The organism is Novosphingobium bradum (assembly GCF_042646485.1).
Classification (GTDB): Bacteria; Pseudomonadota; Alphaproteobacteria; order Sphingomonadales; family Sphingomonadaceae; genus Novosphingobium; species Novosphingobium bradum.
Map to the genome: position 1 here is coordinate 147,236 of NZ_JBHRTQ010000002.1, position 14,611 is coordinate 161,846.

16 protein-coding genes are annotated in these 14,611 nt (G+C 67.8%); 7 read left to right on the forward strand and 9 right to left on the reverse strand.

Annotated elements, in window-relative coordinates; genetic code table 11:
- Positions 1 to 47 precede the first annotated feature (47 nt).
- Complete coding sequence (locus ACFOD9_RS01855; protein ID WP_379508380.1) at positions 48 to 650, forward strand: hemerythrin domain-containing protein; 603 nt, start codon at positions 48 to 50, stop codon at positions 648 to 650.
- Positions 651 to 718: 68 nt separating this feature from the next.
- On the opposite strand, the gene ACFOD9_RS01860 is transcribed toward ACFOD9_RS01855, so the two are convergent.
- From ACFOD9_RS01860 to ACFOD9_RS01875, 4 genes are all read right to left on the reverse strand, one after another.
- Complete coding sequence (locus ACFOD9_RS01860; RefSeq protein WP_379508381.1) at positions 719 to 1,852, reverse strand: glycosyltransferase family 4 protein; 1,134 nt, start codon at positions 1,850 to 1,852, stop codon at positions 719 to 721.
- The gene (locus tag ACFOD9_RS01865) at positions 1,845 to 3,314 is read right to left on the reverse strand and encodes an oligosaccharide flippase family protein (protein WP_379508382.1); all 1,470 of its coding nucleotides are present in this window, start codon (positions 3,312 to 3,314) and stop codon (positions 1,845 to 1,847) included. The genes ACFOD9_RS01860 and ACFOD9_RS01865 overlap by 8 nt, the downstream gene beginning before the upstream one ends.
- A 3-nt stretch (positions 3,315 to 3,317) precedes the next feature.
- A complete protein-coding gene (locus ACFOD9_RS01870; protein ID WP_379508383.1) occupies positions 3,318 to 4,253 on the reverse strand; it encodes a glycosyltransferase family 2 protein in 936 nt (311 codons plus the stop codon).
- Between the two features lie 76 nt (positions 4,254 to 4,329).
- A complete protein-coding gene (locus tag ACFOD9_RS01875) occupies positions 4,330 to 5,571 on the reverse strand; it encodes a glycosyltransferase family 2 protein (protein WP_379508384.1) in 1,242 nt (413 codons plus the stop codon).
- 157 nt (positions 5,572 to 5,728) lie between these two features.
- Between ACFOD9_RS01875 and ACFOD9_RS01880 the strand changes: the two genes are divergently transcribed.
- Positions 5,729 to 6,274 carry a (2Fe-2S)-binding protein gene (locus ACFOD9_RS01880; protein ID WP_379508385.1) on the forward strand — a complete coding sequence of 182 codons (546 nt, stop codon included), beginning with the start codon at positions 5,729 to 5,731 and terminating at the stop codon, positions 6,272 to 6,274.
- 157 nt (positions 6,275 to 6,431) lie between these two features.
- On the forward strand, positions 6,432 to 7,067 hold the full coding sequence (locus ACFOD9_RS01885) for a class I SAM-dependent methyltransferase (protein WP_379508386.1): 636 nt from the start codon (positions 6,432 to 6,434) through the stop codon (positions 7,065 to 7,067).
- A gap of 191 nt (positions 7,068 to 7,258) precedes the next feature.
- Here the strand turns inward: ACFOD9_RS01885 and ppa are convergent, their stop codons facing one another.
- From ppa to ACFOD9_RS01900, 3 genes are all read right to left on the reverse strand, one after another.
- Positions 7,259 to 7,798, reverse strand: coding sequence for an inorganic diphosphatase (ppa, locus tag ACFOD9_RS01890; protein ID WP_379508387.1), 540 nt, complete (start codon positions 7,796 to 7,798; stop codon positions 7,259 to 7,261).
- A gap of 147 nt (positions 7,799 to 7,945) precedes the next feature.
- On the reverse strand, positions 7,946 to 8,626 hold the full coding sequence (locus ACFOD9_RS01895) for a DUF1345 domain-containing protein (RefSeq protein ID WP_379508388.1): 681 nt from the start codon (positions 8,624 to 8,626) through the stop codon (positions 7,946 to 7,948).
- Positions 8,627 to 8,648: 22 nt separating this feature from the next.
- Positions 8,649 to 9,806: an N-acetyltransferase gene (locus ACFOD9_RS01900; protein ID WP_379508389.1), complete on the reverse strand. Its 1,158-nt coding sequence runs from the start codon at positions 9,804 to 9,806 to the stop codon at positions 8,649 to 8,651.
- Positions 9,807 to 9,940: 134 nt separating this feature from the next.
- Between ACFOD9_RS01900 and ACFOD9_RS01905 the strand changes: the two genes are divergently transcribed.
- The 4 genes from ACFOD9_RS01905 (at position 9,941) to ACFOD9_RS01920 (ending at position 12,094) form a co-directional block, all read left to right on the forward strand.
- On the forward strand, positions 9,941 to 11,035 hold the full coding sequence (locus tag ACFOD9_RS01905) for a fatty acid desaturase family protein (RefSeq protein WP_379508390.1): 1,095 nt from the start codon (positions 9,941 to 9,943) through the stop codon (positions 11,033 to 11,035).
- A gap of 59 nt (positions 11,036 to 11,094) precedes the next feature.
- Complete coding sequence (locus tag ACFOD9_RS01910; RefSeq protein WP_379508391.1) at positions 11,095 to 11,328, forward strand: type II toxin-antitoxin system Phd/YefM family antitoxin; 234 nt, start codon at positions 11,095 to 11,097, stop codon at positions 11,326 to 11,328.
- On the forward strand, positions 11,325 to 11,711 hold the full coding sequence (locus tag ACFOD9_RS01915) for a type II toxin-antitoxin system VapC family toxin (RefSeq protein ID WP_379508392.1): 387 nt from the start codon (positions 11,325 to 11,327) through the stop codon (positions 11,709 to 11,711). Before ACFOD9_RS01910 ends, ACFOD9_RS01915 begins: the two co-directional genes overlap by 4 nt.
- Before the next feature lie 203 nt (positions 11,712 to 11,914).
- Entirely contained in the window at positions 11,915 to 12,094 is a 180-nt protein-coding gene (locus tag ACFOD9_RS01920) for a hypothetical protein (RefSeq protein ID WP_379508393.1), read from the forward strand.
- A gap of 3 nt (positions 12,095 to 12,097) precedes the next feature.
- On the opposite strand, the gene lptG is transcribed toward ACFOD9_RS01920, so the two are convergent.
- Together lptG and ACFOD9_RS01930 are read right to left on the reverse strand one after the other, a co-directional pair.
- Positions 12,098 to 13,195 (reverse strand): LPS export ABC transporter permease LptG, encoded by a 1,098-nt coding sequence (gene lptG, locus ACFOD9_RS01925; protein WP_379508394.1) that lies wholly within the window; start codon positions 13,193 to 13,195, stop codon positions 12,098 to 12,100.
- Positions 13,185 to 14,411 carry an LptF/LptG family permease gene (locus ACFOD9_RS01930; protein WP_379508395.1) on the reverse strand — a complete coding sequence of 409 codons (1,227 nt, stop codon included), beginning with the start codon at positions 14,409 to 14,411 and terminating at the stop codon, positions 13,185 to 13,187. Before ACFOD9_RS01930 ends, lptG begins: the two co-directional genes overlap by 11 nt.
- Between the last annotated feature and the right edge of the window lie 200 nt (positions 14,412 to 14,611).

Genomic DNA, 14,611 nt, shown 5'->3' on the forward strand with positions numbered 1-14,611 from the left:
CGATCCTTGGTTGGTCATCCCCCATTTGCGAACGGAAAGACCCCGCCATGTCCATTTTCGACAAGCTCGCCTCCGCGTTGCTCCCGCCCGAATCCGCGCAGGATCGCGCCAATGCCCGCCAGGTGGCCCAGACCTTTGCCGGTGATGGCGACTGGCTCGCCATCATCCTCGAACAACATCGCCAGGTGGAAGCCTTCTTCACCCAGGCCATGGTCGCGCCCGATGGCCCCAGCCGCACGGCCGCGCTGAAGCGGCTGGGCGTCCTGCTCACCGGCCACGCCATCGCCGAGGAATCGGTGATCTATCCGGCCATCGCCGACAGCGAAAAGGGCCACGCCGCCACGGCTTACCACGAACAGGCTGCGGCCAAGGTGGAATTGGCCCATCTCGAACGGCTCGATCCGATGGGCAAGGACTGGCGCGAAAAGCTGGAGCAGATCCAGCGCGCCGTGCTTCACCACGTGTTCGAGGAGGAAGGCACCTGGTTCCCCGAACTCCAGCAGCGCCTTGCCGGCGCGGAACGGACGCGCCTGACCCGCCGGTTCATGGAGGAATTCGAACGCTACACCCGCGGCCCCTCGCAACACCTGGCCCCGATGCAGATGGCTGCCCAGCAGAGCGGCCCCGGCTCGGCGCCAATGGGCAAGTGACCGGCTCGTTCGGGCACCATGTCCTTCGCCGGCTTTCCGGCGCGGCAACACCGCAACGATCCGCACCCTCAGCGGGCGGCCAGCGCGTCCGCGATCTGGCGAGCCATGGCGGCCCAGCTGTAGGTGGCGACGGCATAGTCCGCCATGGCCGGCCGGAGCGAAGAATCAAGCGCGCGGTCGAGCAGGGGCAGGATGCGCTCGGCCGTCCCGGCGGGATCGGCGGGGTCGATCCTGACCGGGCGGAGGAAGCGCCGCGCGCCCGGATCGGCCTCCGCGCTGTCTTCCCCGCAGATCGCCGGCAGGCCGCAGGCCATGGCTTCCTGGATCACCAGCGGATAACCTTCACCCACGCTGGGCAGGAGCAGCACATCGGCCGAGCGCAGCAGCGCGGCCACTTGCGGCGGGTCCAGCGGCCCGGCGACGCACACATTGGCGAGATTCCAGCGGGCCGGGTCGATCGGGCCGCTGCCCGCCAGGACCAAGGTCAGGCCCGGCCGCCGCGCGGCGCATTCCCGCAAGACGGCCAGGCCCTTCTTGGGCACGAAGCGGCCGACGAAGGCCACCAGCGGGCCGGCGGCGGGCAGCGCCAGATCGCGGCGCAGACGCGCGGCCTCGTCGGGGCTGGCGGCGCGGTTGAACAGGGCGGTGTCCACGCCGTTAAACACCAACAGCGGCGCTCGGCGCAGGCCCATGCCGGCAAAGGCATCGCGCACCCGCGCGCTGATGAACACCACCCGGTCGGCAGCACGCAGCATCGGGCGGGTAACCAGCGCGGTTGCCAGCCGCATCAGGGCGCGCATCGAGGCAGAGGCAAATTCCAGCGCCGCGATGTGCTGGATGAGGACCACCGGCCGCCGGTGCCAGCGCGCCGCGACCAGGGCGATGATCGAGGTGAGGTAGAGCGCATCGTGGACGATCACCGCGTCCGCGCCGCGCACGGCCCGGACCAGCGCGGCCAATGCGCGGGGGCCGGGGATCGGCATGGGCAGGCCGGTCAGCCGTTCGGCCGGATCGAGGCAGGCCAGTGGCAGGGCATCGATCCGGGGATCGACCGGCGGCGGATCGGCCGCGCTCGCGGCGAGGCAAACCCGGTGTCCGGTATCGGCCAGGGCGCGCGCCAGATGGCCCGCCACGCGCTCGATCCCGCCGCCGTGGCTTTCGTAGAAGTGCGAAACCATGAGCAGGCGCAGGCCTTCAGCCATGGGCATGGCCCGGCTTCTTCCCCAGCACGGCGGCCAGTTCATCGAACAGCGGGTGGCGCAGGGCACGCAGGGCAGTGGCCCACAGTCCGGCCCCGGCAACGATGGCCACCGCGATCCGCGCCAGCGGCACTTCGGGCGCCCAGCCGGCCAGCGCCATGACGCCCGCCGCCGGGGCAATGGCCGCCACGGTGAGCCACAGGCCGCCGGCATAGGCGCCGCGGACTTCGGCCGCGCTCGCCCCGGCCATCTCGCCCATGCGCGGGCGGTAGACCACATAGCCGAGCAGGACATCGACGATCCGCCCCATGGCCGCCACCGGGAGGCTGACCAGCGCCCCCAGGGCGAAGCCGGCCAGCCCCAGCAGGGCGCGCGCGATCTCGATCCGGGCCTGCCAGCCGGTCCGCCCGGTCAGCACGCACAGCTCCCAGTTCATGGCAAAGCCGATCGCGATGACTTGCCCGATCATCAGGGCCGATAGCGGCAGCGCCGCCCCGGCCCATTGCGGGCCATAGAGCAGGTGGACGACCGGGCCGGATATCACGGCCAGCCCGGCCATGGCCGGCCACATGATCCCGATGAGCAGGCGCGTGGCATGAAGGAAGGTCTGCTTGAGCGTTCCGCGTTCACGCAGTTCGGCGGCCATCTGGATGTAGATCACCCGCGTGGAGAGGCCATAGGCGCCTTCCCAGATCATCGCGGCCAGGCCCGAGGCGCGGGTATAGAGGCCCAGCGCGCCAAGCCCGAGCATCTGCGCCACGACCAGTTCGGCCAGGCGCGGCGCGAGGATGGACACCCCGCCAGCCGACATCATGTGGACCGCGAAGACCGCAAGGGTCCATCCGCCCCGGAGCGAGAGCCGGAAGCTGATATGCCGGAAGCCGACCATGTTGAACGCGACCGCCCCGAAAGCAGCCCCGGCCACGGCGGCAATCGCCGGACTGAGATAGCCCCACCCGGCCTGGGCGAATCCGATCACGGTGATCGCGTTGACCATCGCCTTGCCCAGTTGCACCAGCGAGGTCTGGCCGAACCGCCGATCGCGGATGAGCAGGGTGGCGGGGAGGAATTCGAAGATCCCGATCACCGGGACCAGCGCCAACACGCGCAGGGTGCGGGCGATCGCCGGATCGGAAAAGACCGCCTGCCCGGCCGTGCCCAGCAGCAGGAGCAGCCCACCGGCGGCCAGGCCGACCAGCGCATTGACCGTGAAGCCCACGGCAATGGTCTGGCGCGACAACTCGTGGTCGCGGATGAGGTAATTGGCGAGGCCGAACTGGCTTATGGCGCCCAGCATGGCGGCCACGGCCATGCCCACGCCGAACACGCCCAACTCGCGCGGGGTGAGCAGGCGGGAGACGATCACCGCGCTGGCAAAGCTGACGGCGAAGACGACCAGGTGGGTCCCGTAGGTCCAGGCAAGCGACCGGCGAACCGATCCGCGCGTTTGCGTGGACTGGTCCAAGGCCTAGTACCAGCCGGCCAGGATCAACCCGCGCACGGCGACCTTGCCCAGCGGATCGCGGTGAACGATCTGGTCCGACAAGGCATAGGCCGCCCGGGCCAACCACGAGCGCCTGGTGGCCACCAGGCGTTCCAGGCAGGTCCGATGAATCGCTGGCATCCGGTCGCCGAACAGGCGCAGCAGCTCGCTGGCCTGGGCGTAGATCGGGTAAACCGCTTCGCGTTCGCGCACCAGGCGCACCGCCTGCCGCAGCTTCTGGGCCGCCCAGTTGGCGTGAAGCCCAACCACGTTGCCGCCATGCTGGCGATAGAGCAGGCTCGGTTCGGGATCGTAGATCACGGTCCCCAGGGCGGCGATCACCAGCGCGCACCACCAATCGTGCATCATCACCGCGCCGGACGCCGGCCGGGCGCTGGTGATGAGATCACGCGCGGCCGGGTTCATCACCACCGTGCACCCGGTGGCGATGTTCTCGAAAATAAGGTGGCGCAGGCGCGCATCGCGGTGCGGGGCTGGGGTGCCCAGGACCGCGAGATCGGCATCCACGCAAGTGAAATTGGAACAGTAAAGCGCCGGCCCCTCCACTCCGGCCAGAGCTGCAGCCGCCCGAGCCAGCTTGGTGGGCAGCCAGACGTCGTCCTGGTCGCAGAATGCGAAGTAATCAGCATCGTCCGGCGCGGTCTCGAGCAACCGCAGGAAGCTCGCCGCCGGCCGCAGGTTCTCGCTCGGCGCAAGCGTGGCCAGGGCCGGCCAGCGATCGGCCTGGCCGCGCAGGATGGCACAGGTTTCATCGGTCGATCCATCGTCGCGGGCATGGAGAACCACCGAGACGTCCTGCTGTGCGCGCAGGCTTTCGAGCTGGGCCGGAAGGTAGACCGCGCCGTTGTAGGTCGAGAGGAGGACGGCAATCCGCGGCCGGGCCAGCGCCGGGCGGGGCATTGCCGGTTGGCTCTCCTTCACCGGGAAGTCCCCCGTCTTAGCTCCGGCAAGATTCGGTTCGCGGCCCTGCGCCATGTCAGTCGTTCGCCGGCAGCTCGACGAACCGGCCGCCGTGGCCCGCCAGCAGGGCCAGAAGGAAGCCGGCCAGCATGGTCTGGACGCCAACCGCCCCGGCCACGGTCGCCAGGATCAGCGGGAGCACCGAATGGGGTGCGGCGAAACCGGCCAGCGACCAGTGGACACCGATGGTGACGAGGCCGGCGACCGACAGGAGAACCAGCAGACCACCGAAGACCAGAGAATGTTCAAGCGTCAGCACACGGGCCGCCTTTCGAACCAGGGGTGGAAGGGACCGATGTCCCAGCCGGGCGCTGTAGATGTGCCCGGCCAGCGAGGCCAGGGCGGCGAAATGACCGGTCGTTACCGAGAACGCGCCGACGATCGCCCAGTTCTGGCCGAACCGGACCGGGCCAGGGATCAGGCCGAATGCCCACAGCAGTTCCATGGCCAGGATCACACAGCCCGCGCCGGCCAGCAGGGCCGCCGGCACGCCGAAGGCCCAGGTGGGGCTGAGCATGAACAGGTAGCGCAGGTGCCGCCAGCCGTCGCGCCAGGGGCGCAGGTGGGGGGCGCGGTCGCGCAGGTCGGGGGAGAGCGTGGCCGGGACTTCATCCACCCGGATGCCCTTGAGCGAGGCCTTGATCACCATTTCGCTGGCGAATTCCATGCCGGTGCTTTCCAGCCCCAGCGCCTCGTAGGCCTCGCGCCGGATCGCGCGCAGGCCGCAATGGGCGTCCTCGATCCCTGAGCGAAAGAACAGGTTGAGGATGCCGGTGAGCACCGGATTGCCGATGTAGCGGTTCTTCCAGGGCATGGCGCCCGGCTTGATCCCGCCCTTGAAGCGCGAGCCCATGCACAGGTCCGCGCCATCCACCAGCCGGCCGATCATCCCCACGCTGTCGTTGAAATCGTAGCTGCCATCGGCATCGCCCATGACGAGATAGCGGCCCCGCGCGGCGTTGAAGCCCCCGATCAGCGCCGCGCCATAGCCGCGCGCGGTCACCGGGACCACCCGTGCGCCCATCGCCTCGGCAATCGCCTGGCTGCCATCGATCGAGCCGTTGTCGGCGATGACGATCTCGCCGGCCAGGCCGTGGGCCGCCGCGATCCGCGCAAGCGCCTCGCGGGCATTGGCCACGCAATGGGCAAGCGACTGGGCTTCGTTGAGGCAGGGCATCACGATCGACACGGCGATCGGGCCGGCCGCGGCATGGGCGCCGACGCGCTCGCCGGCGGAAAGGGTATCGATCAGCTGCATACTGGTGGGTTTCCCTAAGCTCCACCGCCATCTCTTAAGCAAAATGGTAAATTAAATCTTTCGCCCACACCAATAGGCGTCCGGATTTATGCCCGGACGCGCTCGCCGCACCCGACCGCGACTGGCGGGGCGGCTGCCGAAAGGCTAGGAAGCGGGCATGGCCAGTCTCGTGCTCAACGACCAGCCGGTGGACATTGCCGCCGATCCCGCGCTGCCGCTGCTGTGGGCGCTGCGCGACCTCGCGGGGCTGACCGGCACCAAATATGGCTGCGGCGTCGGCGAGTGCGGGGCCTGCCTGGTCCTGGTGGACGGCCAGCCGCTGCCCTCCTGCACGCTCACCATGGCCGAGGCCGAGGGGCGCAGCGTCACCACCATCGAGGGGCTGGCCCGCCGCGCGCCCGGCACGGGCCGCCATGTCGTCCTCCAGGCGTTGATCGACGAGCAGGCGATCCAGTGCGGCTTCTGCACGCCCGGGATCGCCATCGCCCTGGCCGGACTGCTCACCCGCAACGCCCGCCCCACCGACGCCGAGATCGCCGAGGCGGTGACCAACCTGTGCCGCTGCGGAGTCTATCCGCGGATCATTCCCGCGGTGCGCCGGATCACCGGCCCGGTGGCCCCGCCCGCGCCGGCCGAAGCGGCACCCGATACACCGACCGACGCACCGGCCGATGATGCCGGGGCGCCCGGCGCGGGCGAGTGACAACGGCCCGGGGACAACGGCCGGTCGGCAAGCGCGCTCGGCTCGCCGCATCGAAGCGGGACAGCCGGCCCCTTCCGGCCGCCTCGCCGCTTGCCAAGTGGCGGCAAATTTGCAATCCGCCGAAATCCCAGACGATTGACCGGGACCGACTGCCCAGATGACCTCTTCCGAGCTTGCCCGCGAGGCGCTGCCGCAATCCATCAAGCGCCGGGTCAAGCGGATGCTGGGGCCGTGGGGCGTGTTTGTCGAAGGATTCCTGCGCCATCCGGTGATGGTCGGCTCGATCATCCCCTCCTCGCGCTTCACCGTCCGCAAGATGCTGGCCCCGGTGGACTGGGACGAATGCCGATTGTTCGTGGAATATGGCCCGGGCGTGGGCACCTTCTGCCGCCCGGTGCTGGATCGCCTGCGCCGCGACGGCCAGTTGATCGTGATCGACACCAACCCGCTCTACATCGACTACCTGCGCCGCACGATCACCGACAGCCGGTTCGTCCCGGTGCTGGGTTCGGCGGCGGACGTGGAGGAAATCGTCCGCGCCCATGGCCACGATCATGCCGACTATGTCCTGTCGGGCCTGCCCTTCTCGACCTTGCCCGAAGGCGTCGGCCCGGCGATCGCGGCGGCCACCCACCGGGTGCTGCGCCCGGGCGGCGCTTTCCTCGTCTACCAGTTCACCGCCAAGGCGCGCGACTTCATGGCCCGCCACTTCCAGCGGATCGACAGCGGATTCGAGTGGCTCAACGTGATGCCCTGCTTCCTGTTCTGGGGATGGAAGCAGGACGGGGAGTAAGACAGGCTGCCGGAAGGCGCCTTTGCCCGCCTGAGTTTTTATCCGGGTGCGCCCCTCGCATCCGTCAGGGGCTTGCGGCACCGGCCCACTCCCCCGGCCCGACCACCCGCCTGGTGTATCCTGTCGGGAGGTCGCGCCGGCGGAGAGGGCCGGTGCCGAGGGAAAGGCCGGATGGCCTTTCCCCCATCAAATCAAGCCGCCTTGGCCTGCTTGGCCCGTTCGATGGCTTCCAGCGTGATGCGCTTGGCATCGTCGGCGCCGCCCCACTTGCCCACGCGCACCCACTTTTCCTTCTCCAGGTCCTTGTAGTGGGTGAAGAAGTGCTCGATCTGCTGGAGCACGATCTCGGGCAGGTCGCCCTTCTCGGCCACGTCGGAATAGTAGGGAAATGTCTTGTCGTCGGGGACGCAGATCAGCTTCTCGTCGCCGCCATGCTCGTCTTCCAGGTTCAGCACGGCGATCGGGCGCGCGCGGACCACGGAGCCGGGGACGAAGGGCGAACGGGCGATCACCAGCGCATCGAGCGGATCGCCATCGGGCGAGAGGGTGTGGGGGATGAAGCCGTAGTTGGCCGGATAGCGCATGGGGGTGTGCAGGATCCGGTCCACGAACAGCGCGCCGCTCGCCTTGTCGAATTCATACTTCACCGGTTCGCCGCCGACCGGCACCTCGATGACCACGTTCAGGCTCTCGGGCGGATTTTCGCCGACGGGAATCATGTCGATGCGCATGGGGTACCTTCACTTGGGGCGGACAGTTCCGCCGATTGGCAGTTGCGGCGGCGCAGCGCGCGGCCGTTTGGAGAGAATCCGGCGCTTAGCCCCGCTCCTGCTGCGCTGCAACAGTGACGAAGGTCCAAATTTGCACCTTCCGGCCGTTCAGCCCGCGCCGCCCAGCACGTTGATGGTGAAGGCGATCACCCCGATGTTGAAGACGAAGGCGGCGAACGAGTGCAGGATCGCGACGGCGCGAATGCGGGTGGCGGTGATCGCCACGTCCGAGGTCTGGAAGGTCATGCCCAGGGTGAAGGCGAAATAGGCGAAATCGCGGTAGCCGGGTTCGGGGGTGCCGGGAAATTCGAGGCCGCCCCGATCGCGCCGGTCGGCGGCGGTCCGGTCGGGCGAGTAGTATTCGTGGGCATAGTGCAGGGTGTAGACCGCATTGGCGAAGAGCCAGATCAGCACCAGGGTGGCGATCAGGCCGGCGATCGCGGCCATATCGCCCGAGCGCGCGCCGGCCAGTTCGCCGGCGATGGCCGCCATCACCACCACGGTCAGCACCGAGCTGACCACCAGCACCACCACCCGGTTGGCATCATTGGCATCGGCGCGGCAGCGGATCGCCTCGGCCTCGTGGCGCAGGACCAGCGGCAGGAGCGAGGCGAGGAACACCCCGGCGGCAACATCGAAGCCCAGCGCCAGCGCGGTCGGCCAGTCGCGGGCGAGCCAGCCGTGGATGGCCCAGGCCGCCGATGGCAGCAGCAGCAGGAACACCAGGAACCGCGGCGGCGCGATCCGCTGGCCCAGGAACAGCCGCAAGGGGTGGCGCGTGTGCTTCATGGCCGGCGGTCCTTGGCTGGGATCAGAGCGGCTTGCCGTAGATCACGTAGGTCTTGTTGATGTGGCTGTCGATCGCATCGGCGATGGCCACCATTCCCTGGTTGTCCTCCAGGATCCAGCCGATCTCACCCCGGGTCGAGCCATAGCGGGTGATCGCGTTGCGGCGGATATATTCGATCATCATGAAGGCCAGCTGGCTGGCCAGGCGCGAGCTTTGCAGCTTCTTGCGGACCCCCATCAGCGGCACCCGCATGGTGCGGGGCTTGGGCTTGCGGAGCCAGGCCAGCAGCTTGATCCAGTTGAACGGCAGCAGCCTGCCGCCCATCGGCTGGATCGCCTCGTTGAGATCGGGCACGGTCATCATGAAGGCCACCGGCTCGCCATCGTATTCGGCGACCATGATCAGGTCCTCGTGGACGATCGGCCTGAACTTCTTGCCGGCATAGCCGATCTCGGTCTCGGTGAAGGGGACGAAGCCCCAGTTGTCCGACCAGGCATCGTTGAGGATGTCGAGGATCAGGCGGGCTTCCTCGCCGAACTTCTTCTTGTTCACGTTGCGGATGCGGATCCGCGCGTTCTTCTCGCCCGACTGGATGATCCGCTGGATTAGCGGCGGGAATTCCTTCGTGATGTCCAGCTCATAGGTGTGGAGCGTCTTGGCCGGCACGTAGCCGGCGGATTCGATCCAGTCGCGGTAGCGTTCCGGCTGGTGGCCCATCATCACCGTGGGCGGATGGTCGAAGCCCATCACCAGCTGGCCCGGCTCCTCCCAGATCGACATGGAAAGCGGCGCCAGCACCCGGGTCATCCCCTTGGCGCGCAGCCAGTCCTCAGCGGTTCGGATGAGGGCATGGGCCGAGGCCTCGTCGGTGGCCTCCAGCATCCCCCAGTTGCCCACGCCCGGCCCCATGCCCTGTTCGGGCGACATGGCGATGGCGAGGTGATCGATATGGGCGGAAATGCGCCCCACCACCGCGCCGCCGCGCCGGGCGAGGAAATACTGGACCGTGGCGTGTTCGAAGAACGGGTTCTTGCCGGGGGTGACCAGCTCCATCGCCTCCATCCGGAGCGGCGGCACCCAGTTGGGATCGGCGGCATTGAGCCGATAGGCGAGATCGACAAAGGTCGCCCGTTCAGCCTTGGTTGTGACCGGAACGATAGTAATCTCAGTCGCAGCCACGGCACTCTCCTTGTTCAAGGTCAATGTGCCCTGTCCGCCAGCCTGCCAGCTTGTCAACTGCGGCAATGTGCGCCAACGCAATTGAAGTGACCGCGCCGGCCCCGGCGCAAGGGTCGGGATCTGGAACGAACTGGATGAATTCGCCCGCATTTCCGCCAAGCCAGCCGGCCGGCACCCCGCTTCCCGATGACATGGCGATGCTGCGCGCCGCCGCCGAGCTGACTCGCGACATTTCCACCGCCAGGCCCGCGCTCTACTGGCCCGATATGCTGGGCTCGGCCAGCGTGGGCTATGGCGCGCTGGCCGGAGCGATCCTGCTGACCGGCTGGCAGGCCGCCGCCTGCGCCGTGCTGGCCGTGCTGGCGCTCTACCGGGCGCTGCTGTTCATCCATGAACTCACCCACATCCACCGCGATGCCCTGCCCGGCTTCCGGTTCGCGTGGAACAGCCTCGTCGGCATTCCACTGCTTACCCCCTCGTTCATGTATGAAGGCGTCCACACCCTCCACCACGCGCGCACCCGCTATGGCACGGCCGACGATCCGGAATACCTGCCGCTGGCCCTGATGACCCCGCTCTCGCTGCCCGGCTTCATCCTGATCGCCCTGGCCCTGCCCTTCGCACTGCTCTTCCGCTTTGCCGTGCTGGTGCCGCTGGGCGTGGTCATTGCGCCGCTGCGCCGGCTGATCTGGGCGCGGGCCTCGGCGCTCTCGATCAACCCGGCCTTCCGCCGCCGCCCGCCGGAAGGTCTATTCGCCCGCATGGTGTTCTGGCAGGAACTGGGCGGCGCGGCCTGGGCGCTGGCACTGCTGGCCCTGTCCGCCAGCTATGGCTGGCGCCCGCTGCTGACCGGCCTGTGCGTGGTTTCCGCCGTCGCCCTGTTCAACCAGCTCCGCACCCTGGTCGCCCACCTGTGGCAGAACGAAGGCGAGCAGATGACTGTGACCGCGCAATACCTCGATTCGGTCAACGTGCCCCCGCCTGGCATCTGGGCCGAACTGTGGGCGCCGGTCGGCCTGCGCTACCACGCCACCCACCACCTCCTCCCCAGCCTGCCCTACCACGCCCTCCCCGAAGCCCACCGCCGCCTGAGCCAACGCTTCGGCGAAGGCTCCACCTATGCCGGCGCGACCTATCCCGGCCTGTGGATGCTGATCGGCCGGATTGCCCGCAGCACCATGCGCCGGCGCGAGGCGCGGACGATCGCGTGGACGCCGGGCGAGGCTTGAGCGGGGCACCCTTGTTCGGCGCAGTCCGGTTAGCTATATAGTTAGCCAAGGAGGCGCCCATGGCCCAGTTCTCGGTTCACGATGCCAAGACGAATCTGTCCCGCCTGATCGCCGATGCGCTCGCGGGCGGCGATGTGGTGATCGCGCGCGGCAATGTGCCGGCGGTGCGGCTGGTTCCGGTAAACCCGCGCGGACGCCGCCAGTTCGGCGCGCTCAAGGACAAGATCGCCATGGACGCCCGGTTCGACGAGCCGCTGCCCGAGGATGAACTGGCCGGCTGGAGCCTGGGTTGAGGCTGCTGCTCGATACCCATGCGCTGATCTGGTGGCTGGCGGGCGACGCTGCGCTGAGCCCCCGCGCCCGCGAGGCCATCGCGGACGAGGCCAACCCGGTCTTGGTCAGCGCCGCCTCGGCCATGGAAGTCGCCACCAAGCACCGCATCGGCAAGCTGCCCGGCGCGGCCCTGCTGGCGCGGGATTTCGAGAGCATCATCGCGCAGCAGGGCTTCGCCGAACTCCCCATCACCGTCCATCACGCCCGCCTCGCCGGCGGCATGGCCGTTCCCCACAAGGACCCCTTCGACCGCCTCCTGATCGCCCAGGCCCAGGCCGAGGACATGGTGCTGGTCTCGAACGAAGCGCTGTTCGATGGGTTTGCAGTGAAGCGGTTGTGGTAGAGGCGTGCCGCCTGTTTGGGCAGTTTCATCCCGTCAACACAATTTAGCGCAGGCCTCGCAAGAGGTAGCCTTTCCGCGCCCGCCACCGCAACCCAAAAGCAGTCGCAACAACCCAATTTTCACAATCGAGAGGTTCGATCTTAACTTATCGGGCCTAAGTCGAGGACAAGGATTTCAACCGGGTCGACCGGAAGGCGCAATGAATGAAACATACGCTCGCAGCATTTATGTCGGCACTATCCGTCCTGATCGGGCTCTTCGTGGCCTTAATGTACCTTGTCTCACTGCCAACCTTCCGCCCATTCGATTGGTTTGGTGCGGCACCCTACATAATTGGGTCAGTCGTTCTTGCTGTCGGCGCGCAGGAACTGCGCCGCCGCTAAGCATCATTCCTCGGTCCTGATCAGCACCGCCTCGCCAATGCACGCGAACAGCAGGAACGGTGCCCAGGCCGCCACCAGCGGGGGGTAGCCGCCGAAATTGCCGATCGCCAGCGCGGCATTGTCGATCACGAAATAGGCGAAGCCCAGCGCCATGCCGATCACCGAGCGGATCAGGAGCTGGCCTGAGCGGGCGAGGCCGAAGGCGGCGATCGCGCCGAGCAGGGGCATCAGGATCGCGGCCAGCGGGCCGGAGAAGCGGTGCCACCACTTGCCGTCCAGCTCATCGGTATTGCGGCCCGAGGCTTTGAGCGAGGCGATGGTCTTGGCCAGTTGGCGGAAGTCCTGGCCTTCCGGGTCGATCCGGCTCAGCTCCACCTCGCGCGGGGTGATCGTGGGGGCAACGGTGAGCGCGGGAATGGGCCGGCTGGTGGTGGAGGCGACATCGAAGCGCGTGGGCTGTTCCAGCTTCCAGCCATTGCCCACGTGCGAGGCGCCGGGGGAGTGGATGACGGCGGTGATGGTCATCCGCGGGTCGCGTTCGTACCAGGTGATCCCGGTCATCCGCATGGCCGCGCCGGTGCCGGCGATCTTGCGGGCCAGCAGGATATCGCGCCCGTCCTTCAGGTAGACGTTGAGCGCCACCCCGGTGTCCCTGGGGATCGGCCCCCACTGGTTGGCTTGCCAGGCTTTCAGCGTGGCATTGGCGCGGGTCACGAAGGCCTCGTTGAAGACGAAGCTGACCGCGGAAATGCCCATGGCGGTGACCAGCAGCGGCGCCAGCACCTGGTGCGCCGACAGCCCCGAGGCCTTCATCGCGATGACCTCGCTGTTCTGGTTGAGCGTGGCGAGGGTGAGGATCGTGGCCAGCAGCACCGAATAGGGCAGGAACCGCGCAATGAGTTGCGGCGTGCGGAGCGAGACATAGGTCCACAGCTGCGCCTCGCCATTGCCCGGATAGGCCAGGATGTCGCCGCTTTCCGACAAGAGGTCCAGCATCTGGAGCACCAGGACCAGCATGAACAGGATGCCGACGATGCGGGTCGCGAACTGGCGGATCAGGTAGAGCGTGAGCGTGCGCGAAGGGAAGAATTCAAGCTGCATCGCGCAACCCCGCCAGCTTGCGCGCACCCGGATGGCGTCGCCAGAACCGCTTGAGCCACTTGCCCACATTGCCGGCGAACCGCTCCAGCCCGGCGATCGGCTGACCGCCCGGCACATAGGCGAGGCGCCAGTACATCCAGCCGATGATGCCGGCGAAGGCCAGGAACGGCCCCCACAGCGCCAGCAGCGGGTCCATCCGGCCAAGGGCGGCGACCGACTGGCCGTATTCGTTGACCTTGTGATAGGCTACCACCATCACGATCGCCACGAAGACGCCCAGCGGCGAGGACGAGCGCTTGGGCGGCACGGCGAGCGCCACGGCCAGCAGCGGCATCATCAGCATCATCACCACCTCGACCATGCGGTAATTGAAGCTGGCCTGGGTGGAATTACGAAGCGATTGGGAAACCTGCGAATTCCAGCCGATGCGGAGCAATTCGGGCAGGATGTATTCGCGCTCCTTGCCGCCGCGCTTGCGGAAGGCTTCCACTGAGGGAAGATCGATCGGCAGGTCGTGGCGCGAGAAGCTGAGCACGCGGGGCATCTGGCCCGGCATTTCCTGGATGATCTGGCCGTCCGACAGCCGCAGGACCACGGTATCGGGGTTTTCCTTGAGCGCGAGGAAGCGCCCCTCGCGCGCCGAGACCGACAGGACCTGGCCCTGCTTGTCGGCCACGCGAGCGAAGATGCCGAGCAATTGCCGGCCATCCTCGCGGCTCTGCTCGATCCTCAGCGCCATGCGGTCCGCCAGGGTGGTGAACTCGCCCACCTTGATCGAGGCGCCCAGCGCGCCGCTTTGCAGCTCGAAGGTGAGCTGCTCGTAGTAATAGCGCGAAAGCGGCTGGAAATAGCCGACAATCCCGAAATTCAGCACGGCCAGCGCGATCGCGAAGGCATAGGGCATCCGCAGCAGGCGGGTGTAGGACAGGCCCACCGCGCGCATGGTATCGAGTTCGCTGGAGGTGGCGAGCTTGCGGAAGGCCAGCAGGGTGCCGAGCAGCAGGCCGAGCGGAATGGCGAGGCTGGCATATTCGGGCAGCATATTGGCGAGCATCCGGAACACCACGCTCACCGGGCCGCCCATCGAAGCGACGAAATCGAACAGCTTCAGCATCTTGTCGAGCATCAGCAGCATGGCGGCGATCAGGAACACCGCCAGCATGGGCATCAGCACCAGCCGGAAGATATATCGATCAATGGCGGGGATGAATTTCAAACCGGCGGCTCGCCAGACAGTGGCCTCAAAGGCCGTGCCTAGGCCAGCCCCGGCCCCGAGGCAAGGCGCACCGGGCGACATTTCGCCGCGCCCCGCGCAAGGCGCCTGCATGGCACCTGCAACGACAATGCAAAGGGGCTGGGCAAAGGGGCTGGAAATGCGTCGCGGCTCGCGTATCATGCCCTCGGGCGCCGGGATAA

Excerpts from the sequence above, each read along its gene's own strand:
- ACFOD9_RS01860 (WP_379508381.1), bottom strand. The coding sequence starts at position 1,852 with ATGGCTGAAGGCCTGCGCCTGCTCATGGTTTCGCACTTCTACGAAAGC.
- ppa (WP_379508387.1), bottom strand. The coding sequence starts at position 7,798 with ATGCGCATCGACATGATTCCCGTCGGCGAAAATCCGCCCGAGAGCCTG.
- ACFOD9_RS01880 (WP_379508385.1), top strand. The coding sequence starts at position 5,729 with ATGGCCAGTCTCGTGCTCAACGACCAGCCGGTGGACATTGCCGCCGAT.
- ACFOD9_RS01895 (WP_379508388.1), bottom strand. The coding sequence starts at position 8,626 with ATGAAGCACACGCGCCACCCCTTGCGGCTGTTCCTGGGCCAGCGGATC.
- ACFOD9_RS01905 (WP_379508390.1), top strand. The coding sequence starts at position 9,941 with ATGAATTCGCCCGCATTTCCGCCAAGCCAGCCGGCCGGCACCCCGCTT.
- ACFOD9_RS01885 (WP_379508386.1), top strand. The coding sequence starts at position 6,432 with ATGACCTCTTCCGAGCTTGCCCGCGAGGCGCTGCCGCAATCCATCAAG.
- ACFOD9_RS01875 (WP_379508384.1), bottom strand. The coding sequence starts at position 5,571 with ATGCAGCTGATCGATACCCTTTCCGCCGGCGAGCGCGTCGGCGCCCAT.
- ACFOD9_RS01920 (WP_379508393.1), top strand. The coding sequence starts at position 11,915 with ATGAAACATACGCTCGCAGCATTTATGTCGGCACTATCCGTCCTGATC.
- lptG (WP_379508394.1), bottom strand. The coding sequence starts at position 13,195 with ATGCAGCTTGAATTCTTCCCTTCGCGCACGCTCACGCTCTACCTGATC.
- ACFOD9_RS01870 (WP_379508383.1), bottom strand. The coding sequence starts at position 4,253 with ATGCCCCGCCCGGCGCTGGCCCGGCCGCGGATTGCCGTCCTCCTCTCG.
- ACFOD9_RS01855 (WP_379508380.1), top strand. The coding sequence starts at position 48 with ATGTCCATTTTCGACAAGCTCGCCTCCGCGTTGCTCCCGCCCGAATCC.
- ACFOD9_RS01910 (WP_379508391.1), top strand. The coding sequence starts at position 11,095 with ATGGCCCAGTTCTCGGTTCACGATGCCAAGACGAATCTGTCCCGCCTG.